Annotated in this window: 21 protein-coding genes; 12 read left to right on the top strand and 9 right to left on the bottom strand. The window is 62.7% G+C overall.

From position 1 onward, the window contains the following. Positions 1-313, top strand: a 313-nt coding sequence (locus ACB030_RS16220) for a transposase (RefSeq protein WP_371161184.1), incomplete at its 5' end; no start/stop codon positions are given. Positions 314-421: 108 nt separating this feature from the next. Here the strand turns inward: ACB030_RS16220 and ACB030_RS16215 are convergent. The 7 genes from ACB030_RS16215 to ACB030_RS16185 all read right to left on the bottom strand — a co-directional run bounded on the left by ACB030_RS16215 (position 422) and on the right by ACB030_RS16185 (position 9,323). Further along, a complete protein-coding gene (locus ACB030_RS16215; protein ID WP_205643043.1) occupies positions 422-670 on the bottom strand; it encodes a hypothetical protein in 249 nt (82 codons plus the stop codon). A gap of 338 nt (positions 671-1,008) precedes the next feature. Then, positions 1,009-1,530: an MltR family transcriptional regulator gene (locus ACB030_RS16210; RefSeq protein WP_371161182.1), complete on the bottom strand. Its 522-nt coding sequence runs from the start codon at positions 1,528-1,530 to the stop codon at positions 1,009-1,011. A 115-nt stretch (positions 1,531-1,645) separates the two neighbouring features. Next, complete coding sequence (locus ACB030_RS16205) at positions 1,646-2,791, bottom strand: mannitol-1-phosphate 5-dehydrogenase (RefSeq protein ID WP_371161180.1); 1,146 nt, start codon at positions 2,789-2,791, stop codon at positions 1,646-1,648. Positions 2,792-2,828: 37 nt separating this feature from the next. Beyond that, positions 2,829-4,757 carry a PTS mannitol transporter subunit IICBA gene (locus tag ACB030_RS16200; protein ID WP_371161178.1) on the bottom strand — a complete coding sequence of 643 codons (1,929 nt, stop codon included), beginning with the start codon at positions 4,755-4,757 and terminating at the stop codon, positions 2,829-2,831. A gap of 676 nt (positions 4,758-5,433) precedes the next feature. Then, entirely contained in the window at positions 5,434-7,470 is a 2,037-nt protein-coding gene (locus tag ACB030_RS16195; RefSeq protein ID WP_371161176.1) for an exoribonuclease II, read from the bottom strand. Positions 7,471-7,556: 86 nt separating this feature from the next. After that, positions 7,557-8,456 carry a LysR family transcriptional regulator ArgP gene (locus ACB030_RS16190; protein WP_371161174.1) on the bottom strand — a complete coding sequence of 300 codons (900 nt, stop codon included), beginning with the start codon at positions 8,454-8,456 and terminating at the stop codon, positions 7,557-7,559. Positions 8,457-8,696: 240 nt separating this feature from the next. Beyond that, entirely contained in the window at positions 8,697-9,323 is a 627-nt protein-coding gene (locus ACB030_RS16185; protein WP_371161172.1) for an acyl-homoserine-lactone synthase, read from the bottom strand. 64 nt (positions 9,324-9,387) lie between these two features. Between ACB030_RS16185 and ACB030_RS16180 the strand changes: the two genes are divergently transcribed. The 3 genes from ACB030_RS16180 to ACB030_RS16170 all read left to right on the top strand — a co-directional run bounded on the left by ACB030_RS16180 (position 9,388) and on the right by ACB030_RS16170 (position 13,161). Beyond that, entirely contained in the window at positions 9,388-10,170 is a 783-nt protein-coding gene (locus ACB030_RS16180) for a LuxR family transcriptional regulator (protein ID WP_025325566.1), read from the top strand. 263 nt (positions 10,171-10,433) lie between these two features. After that, the gene (gene lysE, locus ACB030_RS16175; RefSeq protein ID WP_371161169.1) at positions 10,434-11,054 is read left to right on the top strand and encodes an L-lysine exporter; all 621 of its coding nucleotides are present in this window, start codon (positions 10,434-10,436) and stop codon (positions 11,052-11,054) included. 127 nt (positions 11,055-11,181) lie between these two features. After that, the gene (locus ACB030_RS16170) at positions 11,182-13,161 is read left to right on the top strand and encodes a bifunctional 2',3'-cyclic-nucleotide 2'-phosphodiesterase/3'-nucleotidase (protein ID WP_371161192.1); all 1,980 of its coding nucleotides are present in this window, start codon (positions 11,182-11,184) and stop codon (positions 13,159-13,161) included. Between the two features lie 61 nt (positions 13,162-13,222). On the opposite strand, the gene lpxL is transcribed toward ACB030_RS16170, so the two are convergent. Next, on the bottom strand, positions 13,223-14,146 hold the full coding sequence (gene lpxL / locus ACB030_RS16165; protein ID WP_371161167.1) for an LpxL/LpxP family Kdo(2)-lipid IV(A) lauroyl/palmitoleoyl acyltransferase: 924 nt from the start codon (positions 14,144-14,146) through the stop codon (positions 13,223-13,225). Between the two features lie 253 nt (positions 14,147-14,399). On the opposite strand from lpxL, the gene hldE reads away from it, so the two are divergent. Further along, the gene (hldE, locus tag ACB030_RS16160) at positions 14,400-15,827 is read left to right on the top strand and encodes a bifunctional D-glycero-beta-D-manno-heptose-7-phosphate kinase/D-glycero-beta-D-manno-heptose 1-phosphate adenylyltransferase HldE (RefSeq protein ID WP_106885090.1); all 1,428 of its coding nucleotides are present in this window, start codon (positions 14,400-14,402) and stop codon (positions 15,825-15,827) included. 108 nt (positions 15,828-15,935) lie between these two features. Here hldE and tolC read toward each other — a convergent pair whose 3' ends face one another. Then, positions 15,936-17,261 (bottom strand): outer membrane channel protein TolC, encoded by a 1,326-nt coding sequence (gene tolC, locus ACB030_RS16155; RefSeq protein ID WP_371161165.1) that lies wholly within the window; start codon positions 17,259-17,261, stop codon positions 15,936-15,938. A gap of 307 nt (positions 17,262-17,568) precedes the next feature. Here tolC and nudF point away from each other — a divergent pair, with 307 nt between their 5' ends. From nudF to parE, 7 genes are all read left to right on the top strand, one after another. Beyond that, positions 17,569-18,210 (top strand): ADP-ribose diphosphatase, encoded by a 642-nt coding sequence (gene nudF, locus ACB030_RS16150; protein WP_371161163.1) that lies wholly within the window; start codon positions 17,569-17,571, stop codon positions 18,208-18,210. Between the two features lie 227 nt (positions 18,211-18,437). After that, entirely contained in the window at positions 18,438-18,863 is a 426-nt protein-coding gene (locus tag ACB030_RS16145; RefSeq protein WP_371161161.1) for a DUF1249 domain-containing protein, read from the top strand. A gap of 27 nt (positions 18,864-18,890) precedes the next feature. Then, a complete protein-coding gene (cpdA, locus tag ACB030_RS16140; RefSeq protein WP_371161159.1) occupies positions 18,891-19,709 on the top strand; it encodes a 3',5'-cyclic-AMP phosphodiesterase in 819 nt (272 codons plus the stop codon). A 90-nt stretch (positions 19,710-19,799) separates the two neighbouring features. Further along, positions 19,800-20,387 (top strand): YqiA/YcfP family alpha/beta fold hydrolase, encoded by a 588-nt coding sequence (locus tag ACB030_RS16135; RefSeq protein WP_371161157.1) that lies wholly within the window; start codon positions 19,800-19,802, stop codon positions 20,385-20,387. 2 nt (positions 20,388-20,389) lie between these two features. Beyond that, positions 20,390-21,013: an NUDIX hydrolase gene (locus tag ACB030_RS16130; RefSeq protein WP_371161155.1), complete on the top strand. Its 624-nt coding sequence runs from the start codon at positions 20,390-20,392 to the stop codon at positions 21,011-21,013. A 37-nt stretch (positions 21,014-21,050) separates the two neighbouring features. Further along, positions 21,051-21,446: a GFA family protein gene (locus ACB030_RS16125; RefSeq protein WP_371161153.1), complete on the top strand. Its 396-nt coding sequence runs from the start codon at positions 21,051-21,053 to the stop codon at positions 21,444-21,446. 140 nt (positions 21,447-21,586) lie between these two features. Beyond that, on the top strand, positions 21,587-23,482 hold the full coding sequence (gene parE, locus ACB030_RS16120; RefSeq protein WP_205643058.1) for a DNA topoisomerase IV subunit B: 1,896 nt from the start codon (positions 21,587-21,589) through the stop codon (positions 23,480-23,482). The last annotated feature ends 15 nt before the right edge of the window (positions 23,483-23,497 follow it).

The raw sequence follows: 23,497 nt of genomic DNA, 5'->3' as shown, positions 1-23,497 counted from the left end.
CCGACTGACAGAGCCGGGCAAACAGACTTACAAGGGGCGGCAGGAGACGGTTGAGCGCAGTTTTGCGGATGCGAAGCAGCACCACGGTCATCGGTATGCCCGTTATCGGGGTCTGGGCAAGGTGCAGATGCAGGGGTTGCTGGCGGCAGCGTGTCAAAACATGAAGAAAATCGCGTTGGTGCAGAGCCGGAAGGGAAGCAAGGGCACTAACCCGCCCAATCCCCCGACAGACGGGCTTTTTGGCGCAATAAAGCGGTATCTAATGCCCTATCAGTGGCAAAGATGGCAACTATGCCGACTTTCTAGCGGATGATGAGCCCTCAGACCCAAAGCGAAAGAAGAACCCCCTTTTTTGAAAAAGAAGGGGGGTTCTTCAGCAATCTGAAGGCTCCCGCGGGAGCCTTCTTGCTGGTCAGGGTACTCAACGCTCGAAGAAGCGGTAGAGGTGCTCTACCTGGATGGGGCAATCGGCCACCAGGTGGATATGGTCGCGTGCCTCCTCGGTCGAGGAGAAACTCATCGGGCACCCCAGGGTGTCCGTCATCACGTAAAGATGACCGTCCTGACCTCGAAACTCCACGATCCAGCCGGGGGAGATGATGTCGTGCATGATCTCCGCCTCCCTGAACCTGTGCTGCTGGTGAAGCGCACGCAATTCGCTGACTGTCATGACATCCTCCTGTGACTCATGGCGCCACCCTCAAGTCTAGTCGCCTGCGGCGGGTGCAGGCGCCGGGATCCGGGTCGCCGTATGGCGGCGCATCAAGCCGCCCGATGCTCCCGTGGTGGCTGCAGGGCGATCAGCAGCTCACCGGCCAGCGGCGTCGAGCATGCCCGTCACCGGGCCGAGCAGGGAGATCAGGGCGATCCCGGCGAGGGAGAGTGCAATCATGCCAACCTCGGGTGGGTAATGGGGTTGGGGGTAATGTAGCGGGGAAGGAGGGCAAATTGACACCCGGCAGGAAGGGCCTCGGGGAGCCCGGGAGTAACCTCAGCGGGCTGGCCTGATCAGATGGGGCTCTCTTTGTGGAGTTCGGTGACGCAGTCGGTCACCGCCAGCACCAGTGCGGAGCGCACCATCTGATCGAGCCGGTTGAGCTGCATTTGATAGAGGGGCCAGTCCTCCTCGTTGGCCGGGGGATCCTGCGGCATCATGCTGGTCTGATGGATGGCATGCAGGCGACCTAGCAGGTCGCGGATAGGCTTGTCGCTGAAGCGATAATCCTTGGGGTCGCGCACCAGAAAATCGCGGATCTTCAGGTAGGCCTCGAGATCCTGGTAGTGCTCGAGAGAGATGAGGCCGAGGGCGAAGATGAGCTTGAGGCGCACCTCCAGCTGGCCGAGGGGGCCGCTCTGGTTGAGCAGGGGTTCGATGGCGTATTTGACGGCATACTCCTCCTGGCGGAACGCGCGCCGCATCAGGGAGTCGACCGCCTCTTCCAGGATGGTCACGACCTCGAGAAAGAAGCCGCGGGGGCCATCCTGCTCGTTGAGTCGCTCCAGTACATCATCTTCCTGGTGTGTGGTCATAGGTGCTTAAGGTCCGGCTGACTGGGAGAGAGAGTGCCTCTCTCCCGGTTTTTATCATATGGGGCGGGCGTCACTCGCCATGCGCTCTGGCCGCCGGCGAGTACGCCCCATGGGGTCACTTCACGCTGTCATAACGGGCGACGATGGCGCGCACTATGTCGCTGCCTTCATCCAGCCCGGTTACCTGGGCCAGGGTCCTGGCCGGGCCGAGCTCCGCCAGCAGGGCCTGCAGCTCCATCGCCTGGGGATCATCGTCGTTGTGATAGTGCAGCGCTGCGGCTATCCCCTCCTGCAGATGGTCGCTCGGCAGGCCGTACTCCAGGGTACCGAGCAGCGGTTTCACCAGCCGATCCCCCGCCGCCAGCTTGCGTAGCGGCTGACGGCCGACCCGGTCGATTTCATCCACCAGATAGGGGTTGGCGAAGCGGGAGAGGATCTTCTCTATGTAGGCGGCGTGCAGGCGCGGATCGAAGCCGTAGCGTTTCACCAGCACGGCTCCGCTCTCCTCCATGGCGCGGCGCACCTTGCTGCGGATCACCGGATCCTCGATCGCCTCGCGCACTGTGCGGTATCCCCTCAGCTTGCCGAGGTAGGCGGTGACTATGTGCCCGGTGTTGAGGGTGAACAGCTTGCGCTCGACGAAGGCCATCAGGTTGTCGGTGGGCTCCATGCCCGCCACCTGGGGCAGCTCGCCCTTGAACTGGGTCTGGTCGACGATCCACTCGCTGAAGCTCTCTACCGTCACCTCCAGGGGATCATCGTTGGCCGCGGCGGGGGGCACTATGCGATCCACCGCCGAGTCGACGAAGCCGACACAGTTGTCGAGGGTGGCATGATACGCGACCGGCAGGTACTTGAGTACCTCCTGCTTGAGGTGGCTGGTGCCGCGCACCATGTTCTCGCAGGCGATGACGTTCAGCGGCGTCAGGTTGCCGGCATCGAAGCGGGCCTGCAGCCCCTTGGCCAGGGTGCTGGCAATCTTGTCCAGTATGTTGGGGCCCACCGCCGTGGTGACCAGATCGGCGGTGATGATGCGGGCGATCACCTCGTGACCGGCGGAGCTGACGGCGGCCACGTTGCGCACCACGTCCAGCTTCTGATCCGCCCCCACCACGTGCACCTTGTACTCCTGGCGGTGGTTGAGCTGATCGATCAGGGTCTCGTTGACGTCGGCGAAGGTGACCTGATGGCTGGCGTCAGCCAGCAGTTTTCCGATGAAGCCACGGCCTATGTTGCCGGCACCAAAATGCAATGTTTTCATGATATTAACCTCTACAACCAAAGACGATGAAGGACGATTAGGCAGCCTGTTCGGCCCCCAGCAGATCCAGGAACTCCTGGGGATCCTGGGTGCTGGCCAGCCTATCGATGAGACCGGGTTCATCCAGTGCATTGGTCAGACGGGTTATCACCTGCATGTGTTCGTCGTTGCGGGCGGCGATGCCGATCACCAGGCGCGCCACTTCATCGGCCGCCTCGCCGAAGGCGACCCCGGCCGGGTACTGGCAGATGACGATGCCGGTACGCTTCACGTGCTCCTTGGCGGCTATGGTGCCGTGGGGGACGGCGATGGACTCGCCGAGGTAGGTGGAGACCAGTTGCTCGCGCTCCAGCATGGCGTCGACGTAGTCGGGTGCCACATAGCCCCGCTCCGCCAGCAGCTTGCCGGCAGCCCGGATGGCGGCCTCCTTGTTCTCGGCCTTGAGGCCCAGATGCACGTCCTGCAGGCTCAGGGTGAAGACCTCAGCCGTTTGCGGCTCGTAGCTGTCGTCGTTGGCCGCCACCAGCAGTTGCGGGTTGGCCACGTCGTCGTTGGCCGCATTGGCCAGGCTGAGGTTTTGCACCAGCTCCTGATAGAGGGCGTTGTCGAGGAAGTTGGAGAGGGAGATGTGCTGCGCATGCGGTGCATGACGGCGAGCACGGTCGGTGAGATCCTTGTGGGTGATGACCAGATCCACCTGATCGTCCAGGTTGTTGATGGCGCGGTTGGTGACGCTGATGTCGAGACCGGCAGCCTGTACCCGCTTGCGCAGCAGGCCGGCGCCCATGGCGCTGGAGCCCATGCCCGCATCACAGGCGACCACGATGTTGCGCACTGCGGTCAGCTCGGCACCCGGCTTCTTGGCCGCTGTGGTCTCGGGCTTGGCGCCCTTCATGGCCTTCATCTTGCGGGTGGCTTCACCGAGTGCATCGGCCTCGTCGGCTTCCGGCTGCTGGGCACGGACGAACACGGCGGCGACCAGGAAGGAGACGGTGGCCGAGGCGATGATGGAGAGCAGCACCCCGATCAGGGAGGCTTTCGGCGTCATCAGCAGCACGGCGAAGATGGAGCCCGGGGAGGCAGGGGAGACCAGACCCGCGTTGAACAGGGTCAGGGTGAAGACCCCTGTCATGCCGCCGGCGATCACCGCCAGGATGAGGCGCGGGTTCATCAGCACATAGGGGAAGTAGATCTCGTGGATGCCTCCGAAGAAGTGAATGATGGAGGCACCGGCGGCGGACTGCTTGGCGGCGCCACGGCCGAACACCATGTAGGCCAGCAGCACCCCCAGACCCGGACCCGGGTTCGCTTCGATCAGGAAGAAGATGGAGCGACCCTGCTCGGTGGCCTGCTGGATCCCCAGCGGCGAGAAGATGCCGTGGTTGATGGCGTTGTTGAGGAAGAGGATCTTGGCCGGTTCGACGAAGATGGAGGTCAGCGGCAGCATGTGGTTGTCCACCAGGAAGCCGACCCCGCTCGCCAGCACGCCGGAGAGCACCTTGACGAAGGGACCAATCACGAAGAAGGCGAGGATGGCCAGCAGCATGCCGATGATGCCGGCGGAGAAGTTGTTGACCAGCATCTCGAAGCCGCTCTTGACGCGCCCTTCCATCACCTTGTCGAAGCGCTTGATGGCCCAGCCACCCAGAGGGCCGACCATCATGGCGCCCATGAACATGGGGATGTCGGTCCCCACTATGACGCCCATGGTGGTGATGGCACCGACCACGGCACCCCGTTCACCGCCCATCAGTTTGCCGCCTGTGTAGCCAATCAGCAGCGGCAGCAGATAGGTGATCATGGGGCCGACCAGCTTGGCCAAGGTTTCGTTTGGCAGCCAGCCAGTGGGGATGAAGAGGGCGGTAATGAAGCCCCAGGCGATGAAGGCGCCTATGTTGGGCATGACCATATTGGACAGGAAGCGTCCAAAATTCTGTATCTTGACTTTGGTATCCGGTGATAACATGTCGGGACCCCGTTTTAAGCCTGTGTGATTAAAAGTGGTAGTCGGGATGACGGGTTTTGCCGAACCCCCATCCCTGTCGTCTAAGCAACTTCAATCTACCAGCTTGTGATCAAATTAGGCTGAAAACGGGGTGTCTTGTGACGCATCTCTCAAATACCCCGACATCCCCCCTCCCTTCTTAGTGACGCCGATCACATTTAGGCGCTGTAGTTTGGCTACATTTCGATCTTTCTCGTCGTGAACGGCTTTTTAGTGTGATTCAGATCTCTTTTTGTTGTTTGCGCAAACCCTGTGTCAATGTGATAAATGTCACAAATCAATTATTTGTAGCCAATTGGAGCACGTCTGGTGGCGCCAGATCAGAGGGTGACGACGATGGATCTCGCGCCATCATCAACTACTCATCAATGAATCAGTGGTTTTGTAACCCACTTTCAGTTTTGCTCCCCGCGCTGTCGGCCATTTGGATGCTGTCCCGCCTCCTTTGGCGGGCTCTGATTGGCCTTCTCTGCGACGCCTGCCAATGTCCGTTGTGACAAGATGGGCGTGTCGGCAGGGGTGTCGGCACAGGCACAGACAAAGCCGGCTCATTCACATTCGCTGCTGCCCGGGCTGGCCGCGCCCATAAAAAAAGCCCGCAGTATTGCGGGCTCTTGGCATGCAGGGGGAGCGGGGCTTATTCCGCCTTGGGGGCCGTGTCGGCCGCAGCCTCGCTGCTCTCGCTCGCTGGGCTCTCGGCCGCTGGTGCTTCCGGTGCCGGACCCGGCACCAGGGCCACCGCCGGCTTGGCGATGAGGGAGCGGGTCTCTTCCACCGCCTCGCTCAGCTTCACCTCGATGATCTGGCCAAGCTCATAGACCACCTCGGTCTTGTCCAGGTAGACGCGGCCGTTGTCCCAGTTGCACTCCAGCCTGTCCTTGTTGTCCAGGATATGGCGGGCGGGCATGAAGACCACGGCGCCGTTCTCCTGAAGGCGCAGCTTGAGGCCGGCCCGCATCACGTCGATGATCTCGGCGTTGAACACCTGATCGGTGCCAGCGGCGGCCTGGAGGTAACGGACATAGAGCCAGTCGCCGATGTCGCGCTCCACCCTGCGGTGCAGGCGGCGACACTCAGTCAGGTGCTCGGTCAGCTCCTGGCTTGGGCGCATCCCTGGGGTCTTGCCGGCGATGACGGCCTTGAGCAGACGATGGTTGACCATATCGCCGTATTTGCGGATAGGCGAGGTCCAGGTAGCGTAGGCATCCAGCCCCAGGCCATAGTGGGCACCCGGCTCGGCGGACATCAGGGCATAGCTCTGGAAGCGGCGGATCTTGCCGTCCAGCCAGCGGGTGTCCAGGCTGTCGATCCAGCGGCGCAGGGCACAGAAGCCGGACAGGCTGGCGATCTCTTCCTTCTCGAACGGCGCCTCGGCGCTCTTGAGCAGATCGATGGCGCCGTCGAGCGACTCCTCGTCAAAACCGGTGTGGACGTTGAAGATGCCGTAGCCGACACTCTTGCCCAATACGCGACCGGCGCAGATGTTGGCGGCGATCATCGACTCTTCGATCATCCGGTTGGCGATGCGACGGGGCTCCACGTGGATGGCCAGCACGGCGCCGTTCTCACCCAGCTCGAAGTCGTAGTCGGGGCGGTCCGGGAACACCAGGGCGTGCTCGGTACGCCACTTGATACGCGCTTCTGTCATGGCCTTCATCAGGGGCAGCTGGGCCATGACGCCTGCGTCTATGTCCAGCGCCTTGCCGTGCTCTGCCCAGTCGGAGACCTCGTCATAGTTCAGACGAGCGTGGGAGACGATGCGGGCGGCGAAGAATTCGGTCTCTTCCAGCAGCAGGCCGTCCTCGGCGATCAGCAGGCGGGCGCACAGGGTGTTGCGCTCCTCCCCCTCTTTCAGGGAGCAGAGCTCGTCGGAGAGGGTGCGCGGTATCATGGGCACATTGCGGCCCGGCATGTAGACGGTGAAGGCGCGCTTGGCGGCTTCCTTGTCCAGCTCGCTGCCTTCGGCCACATAGGCGGTCGGGTCGGCGATGGCGACCAGCAGCTCCCAGCCGTTGTCCAGTTTGCGGATGGACAGGGCATCATCCATGTCCTTGGTCTTGGCGCCGTCGACGGTGAAGAAGGGCACCTGAGTCAGATCGCGACGGGGCAGCTCTTCCTCTTCGATGACGTTCCACTCGGGCAGGTCAGCCGGTTCTATTTGAGCCAAGCTGTGGCGTGCCAGCACTACCCACCAGGGCACGTTGTGATCGTCCTTGTCGGCGATGAGCTGGGTGATCTCGGCGGAGAAGTTGCCATCCACCAGGGCGTGGCGCTTGAGGGTCGCCACCACCCAGTCCCCTTCCTTGAAGGATTTCTCGTCCAGACCCTTCTTGGCGCGGGCCTTGATGGCGTCCTTGATGAGGGGGTGATCAGGCACCACGTTGAGGCGGTCGCGGAACATCTTGACGCGGCCGACGAAGCGGACCACGGCCTGCTCCAGCAGGGCATCCGGCTCGGCCACTTCCTTCTCTTTCTCGGTACGGATCAGGGCGCTCACCCGGTCACCGTGCATCACCTTCTTCATGTAGGGAGGCGGCACGAAATAGCTGGTCTTCTCATCGACCTCCAGGAAGCCGAAGCCCCGATCGGAGGCGCGGATCACACCCTCTTTCTTGGGGATGTTTTCGCGGATTTGTTGCTTGAGCTGGGCCAGCAGCGGATTGTCTTGGAACATAAGTGGGGAACCTGAGTGGAGACCTGATGAAGAATCGCCCAGCACTATACGTTTTTACCCCTCCAAAGCCAAGGTGAATGGCCCGCTCAGCGGGGTTGCAGTGCCCGGCGACCCTGCTCGATCAGGCGCAAGGAGATCTGCTTGTGCAGCCCCCGCTCCAGCACCCAGCGGTGCCAGTAGAGGCGCTCGATGAGGTGATTGCCCGGGCTGAGATCGAGCAGTGTGCCAGCTGCGAGCTGCTGACGGATCTGCAACTCGGGGATGAGACAGCAGGCCAGCCCCTGCTCGGCCATGGCGACGAAGGCCTCCGACGAGCGCACCGTGTGGCAGGGGTATCCGCCGGGGGCCAGGGCGAAGTGACGGGCCATGAAGCTGACGTGCATGTCGTCGCGCTGATCAAACGCCACTGCCGGTGCCTTGGCCAGCGCCGCCGGGGTGAGCCCCTGGGGGAAGTGGCGGGCGACGAAGGCGGGGCTGGCGGTCAGCAGGTAGCGCATCTCGCCGAGCTCGTCGACGCAGCAACCGGCCAGGGCCTGGGGCTGCAGGCTGACGGCGCCGAACGCCTGGCCCTCGCGCACCTTGTCGAGGGTGCGGCTCTCGTCATCCACCAGCAGGTTGAGCTCTATGGGGTGCTGTTCCAGCAGGGGCGCCAGGGCGGGCAGGAACCAGGTGGCCAGGCTGTCGGCGTTGACGGCGATGCTGACCCGGATCGGCGCCTGGGGCTCGCTGGGGGAGAGTTCGCCCGCCAGCTCCAGCTCCAGCTGGCGTACCTGACGGTAGTGGGCCAGCAGCTTCTGGCCGAGGGCCGTGGCCTGCAGGGGCTGGCTGCGGATGATCAGCGGCTCGGCAAACTGCTGCTCCAGCTGCTTGATGCGCTGGGAGATGGCGGACTGGGTAATGTGCAGACGCTGGGCGGCGCGCTCGAAGTTCTGCTCCTGCATCACGGCATCCAGCGCCAGCAGCAGCTTGTAGTCCAGCGTCTTCATCAGTATTCCTTATCAGAGAAGGGGATTGAGCAAGGATGCTACTGGAGTGATGGCGGGAGAACAACCGGCCAGACGGCGGGCGCTGCATGCGGTACAACCCGATGCTGTCACTGTGAGATGTGACAGTAGCGACGAGATGAGATTCATAAGATACTCACTTGGTCCGTTTTTACATGGGGTGGAAACGGGCCATAGCGAGAGTTTTGGTCCCGGGTGTCAGCCCGGGACTTTTTTATGGGGTCAGCTGGTGCCGAGCAGCTCCCCGGTCGGGGCGTACTCTCCCCGCAGTGGACGGTTGACGGCGCGCTCGAAGCGCTCGTCCAGATGGAAGCGGATCCCGACCCCGCGCACGGCCCCCAGATCCACCGCCTGACGGTGGCCGAGCCGCTCTATGGGCAGGCCGAGGCGGCGGAAGATGCGCTCCACCGGCAGGCTGACCACGGCGACCAGCTCCCGGATCCCCTGTTCCCTGGCGAAGGCATAGACCTCGCGGAAGATGACGCAGGTCAGCTCGCTGATGCCGTTGTCGAGCGCGGGTGCGCGGCCGGCATCGATGGCGAGGCGGGTCAGCTCCCAGACATCGGCGCCGCGCGGGGGCCGCTCGCCGGCGAGGGCACCGGGAAAGATGCTGGGCAGCATGTAGTCCTGGGCACAACTGAGCAGCCTGATGCAACCGCACAGGCCCTCCTCATCTTCAATCAGCACCCAGTGGGTATCGGGCTTGTCGAAGCTGTCCCGCTCCAGACCCCGGTGGGATTCCACGTCCCAACCGAGCCGATCGGAGAAGACGCGCTTGCGAAAGCGATAAAGCTCGTTTTCGACCTCCCATCTGGGGTGCTCTTTCAATTTTCCTTTGAAAACAAGCATTCATGTCTCTCCATTTCATGGTTAGGCGCTATAATCCAAGGCCTTGGCCAGGGGAGGCTAGCCTATGACACGCGACCAACTGCTTGAGTATCTGGAACATTTCACGCTGGTAACGGATGGAAACCGGCTGGCCGAGCTGATCGGCCGCTTCACCCTGGGAATGGGCTACGACTACTATCGATTCGCGCTCATCCTGCCCATGTCGATGCAAAGGCCCAAGGTGGTGTTGTTCAACCAGTGCCCCGACTCCTGGGTGCAGGCCTACACGGTGAACAACATGCTGGCCTGCGATCCCATCATCCAGCTCGCCCGCACGCAGACCCTGCCCATCTACTGGAACCGGCTGGACGAGAAGGCGCGCTTCCTGCAAGAGGGGAGCATGGATGTGATGGGGCTGGCGGCGGAGTTCGGCTTGCGCAACGGCATCTCGTTTCCGTTGCACGGGGCGACGGGGGAGAACGGCATACTGTCGTTCATCACCCGGGAGCGGGCGTCCAGTGATCTGTTGCTGGAGTCCTCGCCCATCCTCTCCTGGATGTCCAACTACATCTTCGAGGCGGCGATCCGGATAGTGCGCCAGAGCATGAGGGAGGATGATCCCCAGGAGGCCCTGACGGACAGGGAGACCGAGTGCCTGTTCTGGGCCAGCGAAGGGAAGACATCGGGGGAGATCGCCTGCATCCTCGGGATCACCGAGCGCACCGTGAACTACCACCTCAACCAGGTCACCCGCAAGACGGGGTCGATGAATCGCTACCAGGCCATCGCCAAGGGGGTCAGCAGCGGTATATTGCTGCCGAATCTGGAGCAGGTCGTGGTCACCAACTTCCCCAGACTGTTGCAGTGAATGCCGGCCGGGCGACGCTTGCCTGTCGCCCGGCATCTCCTCTGTCGCCATCACCCACTGTCCCAAGCCGATCCCGTCACTTTGGCGATTCTCGGGGCGGGGCTGTGACCCCACAATTGTCAGATCCTGCAATTGACAGCCTGCCAGATGTCGTTTTTTGCCCGCTTTATCAGTTTTTTGAATGCATCAGAAAATGAATGAATTTCTCTGATTTCATGCCTCCCCTTATAGTGCCCCCAGATCTCCCACACAAAGGTTTGTCCATGTTCGCGACCACACTGCAAGGCTTCACCCTCGGCCTTGCCATGATCATCCCCATAGGTGCCCAGAACGCCTTCGTGCTGAGCCGGGGCATTCATCGCAACCACCATCTGCTGGCGGCGACCCTCTGCTGCTTCTGCGATCTCGTGCTGATCGGCATAGGGGTGTTTGGCGGTGCCAACCTGCTGGCGGCCAGCCCCATCGGACTGGCGCTGCTGACCTGGGGCGGCGTGCTGTTCCTCGGCTGGTTCGGGGTGCGATCCCTTGGCAGTGCCTGGCGTGGGCAGGGGGCGGCCCTGGCGGACTCTCCCCAGCTGATGGGGGTCAAGAGCGTGCTGGCCATGACGCTGGGGGTGACCCTGCTCAACCCCCACGTCTATCTGGATACCCTGATGCTGCTCGGCTCCTTCGGCAGCCAGTTTGCCGAGGATCTGCGTCCCGCCTTCGCTGCAGGGGCCATGCTGGCCTCTCTGGTGTGGTTCTACGGGCTGGCAGTCGGGGCGGCAGCGCTTTCTCCCTGGCTTGCCCGGGGCCGGGTGCAGCAAGCCATTGATATGGTGGTCGGTATCATAATGCTGGTGCTGGCGGTCAAGCTGGCCAGCGGGGCTCTGCTGGCTTCATAAGGCTATTTTTGTGCCGGGCTTCATAAAAATGAGTCCCGGTGTCATCTGCTGACATATTCGTCTGTTAAATTCCCGCCGCTGGTAAAGCGTTACTCATAATAAAAGGGAAAATACAGTGAATAACTCCATGAAGCTGGGGGCAATCGCCGCCATCGTGCTGCTGACCGCCTGCAGCAACGAAAACGACAGCAAGGCGCAGCCGGGGACCGTCTCCCTGCGCCTGATCCAGACCTCCGACATCCACTCCAATGTGCTGGGGTATGACTACTACCAGGACAAGGAAGACCGCAAGTTCGGCCTCTCCCGCACCGCCCTGCTGATCCGCGCCGCCCGCGCCGAGAACCCCAACAACCTGCTGCTCGACAACGGTGACCTGATCCAGGGCACGCCGCTGGCGGACTACATCTTCGAGCAGTCCGGTGCCGGCTACCTCGAGAAGCAGGCTCACCCGGTGTTCAAGGCGATGAACGAGCTGGGATATGACGCGGGCAACCTCGGCAACCACGAGTTCAACTACGGCCTGGATTACCTCGGCAAGGTGCTGGCGGGGGCCGAGTTCCCCTATGTGAACGCCAACGTGTTCGAGGCGGGCGCCTTCAAGCGCGACGCCAAGGGACAGATTGACTGGAGCGGCAACAAGTTCACCCCCTACCTGCTGCTGGAGCGCCAGGTGACCGATGACAAGGGCCAGTCACAGACCGTCAAGGTCGGCATCCTGGGTCTGACGCCGACACAGGTGCTGCAGTGGGACAAACGCCATCTGGAGGGCAAGGTGGTGGTGGCCGACATGGTCGAGACCGCCAACCACTATGTGCCCGAGCTGCGCGCCAAGGGGGCCGATCTGGTGGTGGTGGTGGCCCACACCGGCATCAATGCCAACAGCTATGAGGCCATGATGGAGAACTCCGCCTGGCACCTGGCCAAGGTGAAGGGGATAGATGCCCTGATGCTGGGCCATGCCCACAAGAACTTCCCGGGGGACTTCCCGGATCTGCCCGAGGTGGACAACAAGGCCGGCACCCTCGGCGGTATTCCGACCGTGATGCCGGGCTACTGGGGCAACCACCTCGGCATCATCGACCTCAAGCTGGAGCAGGTGGATGGCAAGTGGCAGGTGAAGCAGAGCCAGGCCAGTCTGCGCAAGATCGACTCCAGCGAAGGCAGCGCCGTGGATCAGCGGGTGGTGGATCTGGTGCAGGCGGATCACGACGCCACCAACCAGTGGCTGGACGAGCCCCTTGGCAAGATCACTTCCCCCATCCACAGCTTCTTCGCCCTGGTGCAGGACGACCCCTCGGTGCAGCTGGTGAGCGATGCCCAGCGTCAGCACGCCGAGCAGCTGCAACAAGACGGTCTGCTCAAGGAGCCTTACCCGATCCTGTCGGTGGCGGCCCCCTTCCGTGGCGGTCGCAACGGCATCAATGACTTCACCTACGTGGCCCAGGGGGACATCTCCCTGCGCAACGTCTCCGATCTCTACATCTATCCGAACACCCTGCAGGTGGTCGAGGTGAACGGGGCCACCGTCAAGGAGTGGCTGGAGATGAGCGCCGGCCAGTTCAACCAGATAGACACCGGCAAGACAGAGGTGCAGTGGCTGGTGAACGAAAGCTTCCCCACCTACAACTTCGACGTGATCGATGGTGTGAGCTACGAGGTGGACATCACCCAGCCAGCCCGTTACAGCAAGGAGGGGCTCAAGGTGAGCGATGGTCAGCGCATCAGCGGCCTCACCTTCAATGGCCAGCCGGTGGATCCGGCCCAGAAGTTCTACGTGGTGACCAACAACTACCGCGCCAGCGGCGGCGGTCACTTCCCGGGCATCGACGGCAGCAACATAGTGCACGAAGATCCCTTCGAGACGCGGGAGATCATCGCCCAGTACCTCAAGTCCCAGTCTGCTGCCAATCCGGCGGGTTTCAGCCCGGCGGCCAACAACAACTGGCACATGAAGGCCCTGCCCGCAGGCGTTGACGTGCGCCTCTACTCCTCCCCGGGTGAGGAGGCCAAGGCCCTGGCGGGGGCAGATCTGGCGTACCAGTCCACCCTGCCGATGAGTGACGCCAAGCATCCTGGCTACGCCATCTACCGTCTGATCCGCCAGTAAGGCCGCCTCGGTAGACAACAAAAAGCCCTCGCAGTGCGAGGGCTTTTTCGTGGGAGAGTCCTTAGTAGAAACCCGCATCCTCCGGGTTGGGACGGGTCTTGAAGCGGCGATGCAGCCACATGTACTGCTCGGGGGCACGGCGCACGGCGGCTTCAATCTCGCGGTTGGCGCGGGCGGCATCGACCAGGTCGTCGCCGCTCGGGTAGCCTTCCAGCGGCGCCCCTATGTGCAGGGTGTAGCCCTCCTGGGTACGGATGTTGTAGCAGGGCAGGGTGACGGTGTTCTTCACCCGCGCCAGGGTGGCGGTGCCCGTGATGGTGGCCGCCTGCTCCACCGCGAAGTAGGGCACGAAGACGCTGGCGTGGCTGCCGTAGTCGTGATCCGGCGCGTACCAGAGGGCGTCGCCGTTGCGCAGTGCCTTGATCATCCCCTTCACGTCCATGCGATCCACCAGGTACTTGTTGGAGGCGCAGCGACCGTGATACTGGGCATACTCCAGCACCGGATTGGTGTTGGGGCGATAGACGCCGACCCCGGGGCGCACCAGGCCGAAGCAGCGGGCGTTGAGCTCAAGGGTGAGGAAGTGGCAGGAGAGCAGCAGCATGCCCTGCCCCTTCTCGATGGCGGCGATGACATGCTCTTCCCCCTCCACCTTCATCAGGCGGCGCATCCGCCAATCCGGCCAGAACCAGGCCATGCCCACCTCGAAGATGGCGCAGCCCACGCTCTCGAAGTTCTGTTTGAGCAGGGTTTCCCGCTGATCCCGGCTGAGCTCGGGCATCGCCAGCTCCAGGTTGCGGCGCGCTATCTTGACGCGGGATTTCAACAGCTTGCGGGCCAGGGTGCCGAGCTGGCGACCCAGCCACATCTGGCTGCGCCAGGGCAGCAGCACCAGCAGCCAGAGCAGGCACAGACCGAACCAGCTGCCCCAGTAACGGGGATGGAACAGACGGGGTTCGAGGCGGGGAGCATGTTCTTGGGCCATGAAGAGTCTCTTGTTCACAAAGGCAAGGGAGGGAGCCCAGCCGACACGGGGGTATCGGTGCCCGTGGATAGGCTGTCACTCGCAATCTGGGGATTCTATCCGAAAAACGGGGGCGGGTGCGAATCGCCATCACCTGGTCAGAGGGGGCGGGCGGAAAGTGCCATGGCGGGCATGGCAGTGCTTTTTTCACGTCCCGGAAAAGAGTGTGATAAAATCGCCCGCTGAAATTTTCAGGTTTTGAGAGCCGATACAGATGAAAATCACCCTGCCCGAGTTTGAGAAAGCCCGCGTTCTGGTCGTTGGCGATGTCATGTTGGATCGCTATTGGCATGGCCCCACCGGCCGCATCTCCCCCGAGGCGCCGGTGCCCGTGGTCAAGGTCGAGCACATCGAAGAGCGCCCGGGTGGCGCCGCCAACGTGGCCCTGAACTCCGCCGCCCTGGGTGCCCAGGCCGTGTTGCTCGGGCTGACCGGTCAGGATGAGGCCGCCGATGCTCTGGCCGGCCAGATGGCAGGGGTCAAGGTCGCCTGTGATTTCGTTCGTCTGACCGACTACCCGACCATCACCAAGCTGCGGGTGCTGTCCCGCAACCAGCAACTGCTGCGCCTCGATTTCGAAGAGGCCTTCCACGACGTGGATGCCAGCCTGCTGATGGGCAAGGTGGAACAGGCGCTGCCAGGGGCCGACGTGATGATCCTCTCCGACTACGGCAAGGGCGCCTTGAACGACGTGCCTGGCATGATTGCCCGCGCCCGCGCCGCCGGCATCCCTGTGCTGGTGGATCCCAAGGGGACGGATTTCGAGAAGTATCGCGGCGCCACCCTGCTGACCCCCAACATGTCCGAGTTCGAGGCCGTGGTGGGCAAGGTGAAGAGCGAAGAGGAGCTGGTCGCCAAGGGGCTGGAGCTGGTCAAGCGCTTCGAGCTGGACGCCCTGCTGGTGACCCGTTCCGAGAACGGCATGACCCTGATCCGCGAAGGGCAGCCCGAGCTGCACCTGCCGGCCCAGGCTCACGAAGTCTATGACGTCACCGGTGCCGGTGACACCGTCATCTCCACCCTGGCGACCTCCCTTGCCGCCGGCATGAGCCTGGACGAGGCCTGCGCCCTGGCCAATACCGCCGCCGGCATAGTGGTGGGCAAGCTGGGTACCTCCACAGTGAGCCCGGTGGAGCTGGCCAACGCCCTCTACACCGAGCAGGAGACCGGCTTTGGCGTCATGTCCGAGGCCCAGCTCAAGGTGGCCGTGCAGGCCGCCCGCCTGCGCGGCGAGAAGGTGGTGATGACCAATGGCTGCTTCGACATCCTGCATGCGGGCCACGTCTCCTACCTGGCCAATGCGGGCAAGCTGGGGGATCGCCTGATAGTCGCGGTCAACACCGATGAGTCCGTGCGTCGTCTCAAGGGGCCGGGCCGTCCGGTCAACCCCACAGAGCGCCGCATGACGGTACTGGCGGCCCTGGGGGCCGTGGACTGGGTGGTGCCCTTCGGTGAGGACACCCCCCAGCGACTGATCGCCGAGATCCTGCCAGACCTCTTGGTCAAGGGGGGCGACTACAAGCCCGAAGAGATCGCCGGCTATGCCGAAGTGACCGCCAACGGCGGCGAGGTGCGGGTGCTGAACTTCGAGGACGGCTGCTCCACCAGCGAGATCATCAAGACCATACGCGAGCGCGGCTGAGCACCTCCGGCCTCGGCCGGAGGTGCCTGATCACTCGCCCTGGCGAGGGGCAAGCAGGCAGCAAAAAGGCGACCACAAGGTCGCCTTTTTTCATGCCGTGAATTTGGCTCAGGACTTGGTCGTCACCTGGGCGGCGGGCATCAGGCCCTGGTTCACGTCTTCCAGATCCTTCTGCTCCAGTATGCCGGCGGCCTGCTTGAGGGAGAGGATGCTGAGGATGTAGTTGTAGCGGGCCTCGGAGAGTTTCTGCTTGGCCTGGTACAGCTTGCGGGTGGCGTCCAGCACGTCGACTATGGTGCGGGTACCCACCTCATAACCGGCCTCGGTCGCCTTCAGGGCGCTGTCGGCGGAGATGACGGACTGACCGTAGGCGCGCACCGAGCCGATGCTGGCGTTCACGTTGTTATAGGAAGAACGCACAGTGCTCTGCACCGAGCGGAAGCTGCGCTCCAACTGCTCGCTGGCGGCCACGTAGTTGAACTGGGCCTGCTTGACCTGGGAGGTGGTGGCGCCCCCGGTGTAGAGCGGCAGGTTGAAGTTCAGACCGACATTGCCCTGATTGCTGTTGCTCTCGGGGTTGCGGATCTCGTCCTTGTAGTCGTTGTAACCGGCGGTGAGGCCGGCGCCCAGATCCAGGGTCGGCTCGTGGCCCGTCTTGGCCAGATCGATCTGCTCCTTGGCGATGTCCTTGCCGATGCGGGCGCTGTGCAGCTCCAGGTTCTTGTCCAGTGCCAGCTCCAGCCACTTGTCGGAGTTGAACGGGGTCTTCTGCGGGGCGAAACGCTCGGTGTTGAGCACATCCAGCTGGCGATGATCGATGCCGGTCAGCTCGCGCAGGCTCTCGTAGCTGTTGTCCAGGGTGTTCTCGGCATTGATCTCGTCTGCCAGCGCCTGATCGCGCTCGGCCTCGGCCTCATGCACGTCGGTGATGGCGGTCAGGCCCACTTCGAAGCGCTGCTGGGTCTGTTCCAGCTGACGCTCTACCGCGGTCTTGTTGGCACGGACGAACTCCAGGCTGTCCATCGCCTTGAGTACGTCGAAATAGGCCTGGGCGGTACGCAGCATCAGGTTCTGGTACTCGAGGTTGTAGGCCACATCGGACTGGGTGGCGCTCTTCTCGGTCAGGTCCAGGTTGACCCAGTTGCTGCGACGATAGACGGACTGATCCAGGGTCACCGAGCCGGTGGCACCGCTGTTTGTCTGGGTATCGTCCTTGTTCTGCAGGTAGTTCAGACCGGCACCCAGATTGATCTGTGGCAAGAGGGCGGCGCGGGATTCGTTGATCTTCTCGAAGGCTTGGTCCCGCTTGGCCTTGGATTCCAGCAGCTGGGTATCCCTGATCTGGGCTTGCTGGTAGATTTCGAGCAGGTCTTCGGCATGAGCGGCACTGCTCACACCCAGCATCACCATGACTGACAAGAGTGTTCTTTTCATATGATATTTTTAACCTTATTTATCAACCCAAAGCTGTCCGCTGGATGAGGGAGGGGATTGTCACCGACCAAGCTTGATTTCAGCTTAACCACTCTACTACAAGCAGATTTCATTGCGAACTGTCTCTTTTCCAGCGACAGGAACGTCAAGAGTCAGGGCGAGTTTTCTCGGCAACGCGCCTAGCCAAATGTCCTGTGGCTGCTAAAATCCATCCCTCATCGTCGGCGAGAGCGAGTGAATGAATGTTCATTCATGCCCCCGAATATTATGGTCAAACCAAGCCAAGTCAAGCTGGTAGGAGTCTCGTATGTCACAGCAAGCCTTGCCTCAAACCAGTCACTTTTCCGGTGATGATGTGAAAATCATCGATAAATCATCTGGATACAACGGCTTTTTCAAGGTGAACGTCTATCGCCTGCAACACAGGTTATTTGCCGGTGGTTGGAATGAGCCCATAGTCCGCGAGCTGTTCGAGCGGGGCCATGCGGCCGCGCTGCTGCCTTATGATCCCGTGCTGGACCAGATAGTGCTGGTGGAGCAGTTCCGCATCGGTGCCATCGAGACCAGCCCCACTCCCTGGTTGCTGGAGCTGGTGGCCGGCATCATAGATGAAGGGGAGACCGCCGAAGCCGTGGTGCGCCGCGAGGCGGTGGAAGAGGCGGGCATCGAGGTGGGGCGCTGCGAGCATGCCATCAGCTACCTGGTGAGCCCGGGTGGCAGCACAGAGCGGATAGAGGTCTATGTGGGGGAGGTGGATGCCAGCCAGGCGGCGGGGATCCACGGTCTGGCGGAAGAGGGTGAAGACATCCGGGTCCATGTGGTGAGCCGAGAGCAGGCCTACGCCTGGCTCAAAGAGGGGCGCATCGACAACGCCGCCTCCGTCATCGCCCTGCAATGGCTGGCCCTCAATCATGGCGAGCTGCAGGCCCGCTGGCTGGCGGGGCGCTAAGGTGGCGCCTGTTCAGGCCTGGGTCAGGTGCCATATGACCGACTTTATCATCATGCAGGGGGTCCACCTTTCATGGATCCTGATTGATGGAGCCGAGACATGCCATTAGTCCAGAGCCCGATGAAGCGTTATGTGCCTGATCTGATGTCCTTGCAGCGCACCTGCGAGGTCAATTACCCACGGGTGTTGATTGATGGAGTTGCGATATGCCATTAGTCCAGAGCCCGATGAAGCGCTATGTGCCTGATCTGATGTCCTTGCAGCGCACCTGCGAGGTGAACTACATGGCCTTGATGAAGTTGCTGCCCCCCGGCGCCAGCGTGGGGGCGGAGCGCCGCTATCAGGTGGGCAACGGCCTGCAGTTCCAGCTCACCGTCAGCGAAGAGAGCCGCTTCACCAGCCAGGTGATCCTGGCGCAACACAATCCCGAGTTGCCGAGCTACTTGCAGGCTCGTATCGAGATTCGTTTGTATCACGATGTGCGGATGGCGGAAGTGTGTGCGGCGCAACAGATTTCAATGTTGCAACCACGTTATGATTATCCCAATAAAAAAATGCACCACAGGGATGAAAAAGAGCAGGTAAATCTATTCTTGGCCGATTGGCTAAGATTTTGTCTCAAACATGGCACCAGCCTGATCAACATCCTCTAGTCGAACCCATAAAAAAGAAGCGTGATTTTGGAAACAGAGCTACCTCAGGCGCCGGACGGCAGTGTGCGCCTGTTACAGATTACCGACACCCATCTCTTCGCCAGTGCCGAGGGACGACTGCTGGCCGTGCGAACCGCAGAGAGCCTGGCCGCCGTGCTGGAGCAGGTGCAGGCCAACGCGCATCCGTTCGATCTGATCCTCGCCACCGGGGATCTCTCCCAGGATCACAGCCCGGAATCCTATCAGCGGTTCGCCTCCATGATGGCCCCGCTGGCGCGCCCCATCTACTGGTTGCCCGGCAACCACGACGACGGCCCCCTGATGACGGAGTACCTCCATGCCGCCGGGATCAGCGAAGCCAAGCAGCTGGTGGGAGATCACTGGCAGGTGATCCTGCTCGATACCCAGGTGCGCGGCAAACCCCACGGTGTGCTCGGCGATCACCAGCTGGCAGCCTTGGACTGCGCCCTGCGCCAGCATCCCGAGCGCCACGCCCTCATCGCCCTGCACCATCAGGCGGTGCCGGTGGGCTGCGCCTGGCTGGATCAGCACAATCTCAAGAATGCCGACGATCTCTTCGCCGTGCTGGCCCGCCATCCCCAGCAGAAGACCATCTTGTTCGGCCACGTCCATCAGGAGTTTGACGAGGTGCACCGCGGGGTGAGGCTGATCGCCAGCCCCTCCACCTGCATCCAGTTCAAGCCGCTGTCCGACGGTTTCGCCCTGGACGAGTCCGGCCCGGGCTGGCGTTATCTCACCCTGCATCCGGATGGCCGCATTGCCAGCCAGGTGTGGCGGCTGCCGGTGGGGCAGTTCGTGCCAGACCCCGATGCCACCGGGTATTGAGAGGGGCGCCATGAGTTCAGTTCTGCTCTATCTGCACGGTTTCAACTCCTCTTCTGGTTCGGCCAGGGTGCAACAAGGGAGGAGGCCGGCATGAAGCCCGTTCTTCTGTATCTGCACGGTTTCAATTCCTCACCGGGCTCCGCCAAGGCGCAGCAGATGGCTGCCTGGGTGGCCGAACACAGGCCCGACATCGAAGTGCTCATCCCGGCCCAGCCCAATACCCCGGCGGCGGCCTGGGAAGCCATCGAGGGCGTCATTGCCGAGGCCAGGGCTCGCCATGATGGCCGGCTCAGGTTAGGCGCCGTGGGCAGCTCCCTCGGCGGCTTTATGGCGACCCGGGTGAGCGAGCTGCATGGTTGTCGCGCGGCCCTGATCAACCCGGCGGTGCGCCCCCATGAACTGCTCTGCGACTACCTGGGCCCCCAGGTCAATCCCTATACCGACGAGCGCTACGAGCTGCTGCCAACCCACATGGACGAGCTGCGGGCGCTGGCGGTGCCGGTGAATGCCCCCGAGCGGCTCTGGATCCTGCAGCAGCAGGAGGATGAGGTGCTCGACTATCGCAAGGCATTGAGGGAGTACGAGTTTGCCCGCCTCTCCCTGGAGTGCGGCGGCAACCACGCCTTCGTCGGCTTCGAGCGCTATCCCGCCCAGATCATTCGCTTCCTCGGGCTCTAGCCGTGCAACCGCCGTTGGCCGCCTTTCTGGAACAGGTGCTGGCCACGGCCCAGGCCGGGCTCACCTACTCCCAAGATCCCTTCGATATCGCCCGCTTCGAGGCGCTCAGGGCGGCCACGGTCGCCCTCATTGCCAGTCAGAGCGACCTGAAACCGGATGCCATCGCCTCGTGGATCGCCCTGGATGAAGGCTATCCCACCCCCAAGCTGGATGTGCGGGCGTTTATTCAAAACGATGACGGCTATATCCTGCTGGTGCAGGAGCGCAGCGACGGGCTCTGGACCCTGCCCGGCGGCTGGTGTGATATAGGCGACTCGCCGGCGGGCGCCGTGGTGCGCGAGGTGGTGGAGGAGACCGGTTTGGAGTGCCGTGCGGTGCAGCTGCTGGCCCTGTTCGACAAGCTCAAGCACCCCCATCCCCCGCAGCTGCCCCATGCCCACAAGGCCTTCTTCCTGTGCGAGGTGACGGGCGGATCGCTGCTCACCGAGACTGACGAGACCCGGGGAGCGGCCTATTTCCCCATCGACGCCCTGCCCGAGCTCTCCCGCCACCGGGTGGTAGCGACCCAGCTGCAAAGCCTGCACGACCATGTGCGGCAGGGGCGGCGGGATACGCTGTTCGATTGAGACGACAGGGCCCCGTGCCCGGTGGCAAGGAGGCCATATGATCAAACAAATCGGCAATACCCCCATTCAGGCGAAACACAGGGCCAGCTGCCACTGCGGCGCCCTGGTGCTGGAGCTCAGCCTGCCGGACGGGGTGGTGGATCCCCGCCGCTGCGACTGCTCCCTCTGCCGGCGGCGGGGGGCCATAGTCGCCTCGGTGCCGCTCTTTGGCATTCGCATCCTGCAGGGAGAGGAGGTGCTGCGCTGCTACCAGTTCAACACCCGCACCGCCAAACATTACTTCTGCGGGGTCTGCGGCATCTATACCCATCACCAGCGCCGCTCCAACCCGGCCGAGTACGGCTACAACCTGGCCTGTCTCGAGGGAGTCAACCCCTTCGCGCTCGGCGAGGTGCCGGTGCTGGATGGGGTCAATCATCCAGCCGATCGTTAAAGCAATGCCGGCCTCGGCCCGGCCCTTTCCCGAAAAAATGGCAGGGCCCCCGTTCAGATCAAGCTTTCTGTGCTGGGAGTTTGTCCTGCCCCCGCCGAGCAGTTAAGATTCCCTCCAAACGTCAATTCGCAAGGCCCTCCATGTCCACTCAATACAATGCGGATGCCATTGAGGTCCTCAATGGCCTCGAACCGGTGCGTCGCCGCCCCGGCATGTACACAGACACCACCAGGCCCAATCACCTCGGCCAGGAGGTCATCGACAACAGCGTCGACGAGGCGCTGGCGGGCCATGCCCGCACCCTGGAGGTGATCCTGCACGAGGACCAGTCTCTCGAGGTGATCGACGACGGTCGTGGCATGCCGGTCGACATACACCCGGAGGAAGGGGTATCCGGGGTGGAGCTGATCCTCTGCAAGCTGCACGCGGGGGGCAAGTTCTCCAACAAGAACTACCAGTTCTCCGGCGGTCTGCACGGGGTGGGCATCTCTGTGGTGAACGCCCTCTCCGATCGGGTCGAGGTGACGGTGCGCCGGGACGGTCAGGTCTATGACATCGCCTTCGAGCGCGGCGACAAGGTGCAGGAGCTGACCATCACCGGCACCTGCGGGCGCCGCAACACCGGCACCCGGGTGCGCTTCTGGCCAGAGGCGCGCTATTTCGACTCGCCCCGCTTCTCGGTCAGCAAGCTGGAGCACCTGCTCAAGGCCAAGGCCGTGCTCTGCCCGGGCCTCACCATCAAGTTCCTCGACAAGAACACCGGCATCAAGCTCGAGTGGTGCTACGAGGATGGCCTCAAGGATTACCTGATCGATGCGGTCAAGCAGTTCACCTGCCTGCCGGAGCAGCCCTTCGTCGGCGCCTTCAGCACGGATCAATCGGCGGTGGACTGGGCCCTGTGCTGGCTGCCGGAAGGGGGCGAATGCCTCGCCGAATCCTATGTGAACCTGATCCCCACTGCGCTGGGCGGCACTCACGTCAACGGCCTGCGTCAGGGGCTGCTCGACGCCATGCGCGAGTTCTGCGAATTCCGCAACCTCTTGCCGCGCGGGGTGAAACTCACACCGGAAGATATCTGGGATCGCTGCGCCTACATCCTCTCGGTCAAGATGCAGGATCCGCAGTTCGCCGGTCAGACCAAGGAGCGGCTCTCGTCCCGTCAGAGCTCGGCGTTTGTCTCCGGCGTGGTGAAGGATGCCTTCAGCCTTTACTTGAACAGCAACACCGAGCTGGCGGAGCAGATCGCCGAGATTTGTATCAGCAGCGCCCAGCGCCGGATGCGCGCCGCCAAGACGGTGGTGCGCAAGAAGATAACCCAGGGCCCGGCGCTGCCCGGCAAGCTGACCGACTGTAACTGCGCCGACCCCATGCAGGGTGAGCTGTTTCTGGTGGAGGGTGACTCCGCGGGCGGTAGTGCCAAGCAGGCGCGGGATCGCGAGTTTCAGGCCATCATGCCGCTGCGCGGCAAGATCCTGAACACCTGGGAGGTGGAGGCCGGTCAGGTGCTCGCCTCGCAAGAGGTGCACGATATCTCGGTGGCCATCGGGCTCGATCCCGACTCCGAGGATCTCAGCGGCCTGCGCTACGGCAAGGTATGCATACTCGCGGATGCGGACTCGGACGGTCTGCACATCGCCACCCTGCTCTGCGCGTTGTTCGTGAAGCACTTCCGCGCGCTGGTCAATCAGGGCCACGTCTATGTGGCCATGCCGCCGCTCTACCGGATCGACATCGGCAAGGAGGTCTTCTATGCCCTGGACGAGGACGAGAAGAACGGCGTGCTGCAGCGAGTCGAGGCGGAGAAGAAGAAGGGCAAGGTGATGGTGACCCGATTCAAGGGTCTGGGTGAGATGAACCCGAAACAGCTGCGGGAAACCACCATGGATCCCAACACCCGCCGCCTGGTGCAGCTCACCATGGGCGAGCTGGAGGAGGGGGACGAGACCCTGCAACTGATGGACATGCTGCTGGCCAAGAAACGCGCCCCGGATCGCCGCGAGTGGCTGGAAGAGAAGGGCAACCTCGCCATCATCTAAGCCGTCGACTGGCCC

The organism is Aeromonas sp. S16(2024), from assembly GCF_041403065.1.
In the GTDB taxonomy this organism is placed as follows: Bacteria; Pseudomonadota; Gammaproteobacteria; order Enterobacterales; family Aeromonadaceae; genus Aeromonas.
The sequence above is the reverse complement of the archived record's forward strand: the minus strand, read 5'-3'. Positions and strand labels throughout refer to the sequence as shown.

Excerpts from the sequence above, each read along its gene's own strand:
- ACB030_RS16125 (WP_371161153.1), top strand. The coding sequence starts at position 21,051 with ATGATCAAACAAATCGGCAATACCCCCATTCAGGCGAAACACAGGGCC.
- ACB030_RS16180 (WP_025325566.1), top strand. The coding sequence starts at position 9,388 with ATGACACGCGACCAACTGCTTGAGTATCTGGAACATTTCACGCTGGTA.
- ACB030_RS16210 (WP_371161182.1), bottom strand. The coding sequence starts at position 1,530 with ATGACCACACACCAGGAAGATGATGTACTGGAGCGACTCAACGAGCAG.
- lysE (WP_371161169.1), top strand. The coding sequence starts at position 10,434 with ATGTTCGCGACCACACTGCAAGGCTTCACCCTCGGCCTTGCCATGATC.
- lpxL (WP_371161167.1), bottom strand. The coding sequence starts at position 14,146 with ATGGCCCAAGAACATGCTCCCCGCCTCGAACCCCGTCTGTTCCATCCC.
- ACB030_RS16215 (WP_205643043.1), bottom strand. The coding sequence starts at position 670 with ATGACAGTCAGCGAATTGCGTGCGCTTCACCAGCAGCACAGGTTCAGG.
- parE (WP_205643058.1), top strand. The coding sequence starts at position 21,587 with ATGTCCACTCAATACAATGCGGATGCCATTGAGGTCCTCAATGGCCTC.
- ACB030_RS16145 (WP_371161161.1), top strand. The coding sequence starts at position 18,438 with ATGAAGCGCTATGTGCCTGATCTGATGTCCTTGCAGCGCACCTGCGAG.
- ACB030_RS16135 (WP_371161157.1), top strand. The coding sequence starts at position 19,800 with ATGAAGCCCGTTCTTCTGTATCTGCACGGTTTCAATTCCTCACCGGGC.
- tolC (WP_371161165.1), bottom strand. The coding sequence starts at position 17,261 with ATGAAAAGAACACTCTTGTCAGTCATGGTGATGCTGGGTGTGAGCAGT.
- ACB030_RS16170 (WP_371161192.1), top strand. The coding sequence starts at position 11,182 with ATGAAGCTGGGGGCAATCGCCGCCATCGTGCTGCTGACCGCCTGCAGC.
- ACB030_RS16200 (WP_371161178.1), bottom strand. The coding sequence starts at position 4,757 with ATGTTATCACCGGATACCAAAGTCAAGATACAGAATTTTGGACGCTTC.
- hldE (WP_106885090.1), top strand. The coding sequence starts at position 14,400 with ATGAAAATCACCCTGCCCGAGTTTGAGAAAGCCCGCGTTCTGGTCGTT.
- ACB030_RS16205 (WP_371161180.1), bottom strand. The coding sequence starts at position 2,791 with ATGAAAACATTGCATTTTGGTGCCGGCAACATAGGCCGTGGCTTCATC.
- ACB030_RS16195 (WP_371161176.1), bottom strand. The coding sequence starts at position 7,470 with ATGTTCCAAGACAATCCGCTGCTGGCCCAGCTCAAGCAACAAATCCGC.
- ACB030_RS16185 (WP_371161172.1), bottom strand. The coding sequence starts at position 9,323 with ATGCTTGTTTTCAAAGGAAAATTGAAAGAGCACCCCAGATGGGAGGTC.
- ACB030_RS16190 (WP_371161174.1), bottom strand. The coding sequence starts at position 8,456 with ATGAAGACGCTGGACTACAAGCTGCTGCTGGCGCTGGATGCCGTGATG.
- nudF (WP_371161163.1), top strand. The coding sequence starts at position 17,569 with ATGTCACAGCAAGCCTTGCCTCAAACCAGTCACTTTTCCGGTGATGAT.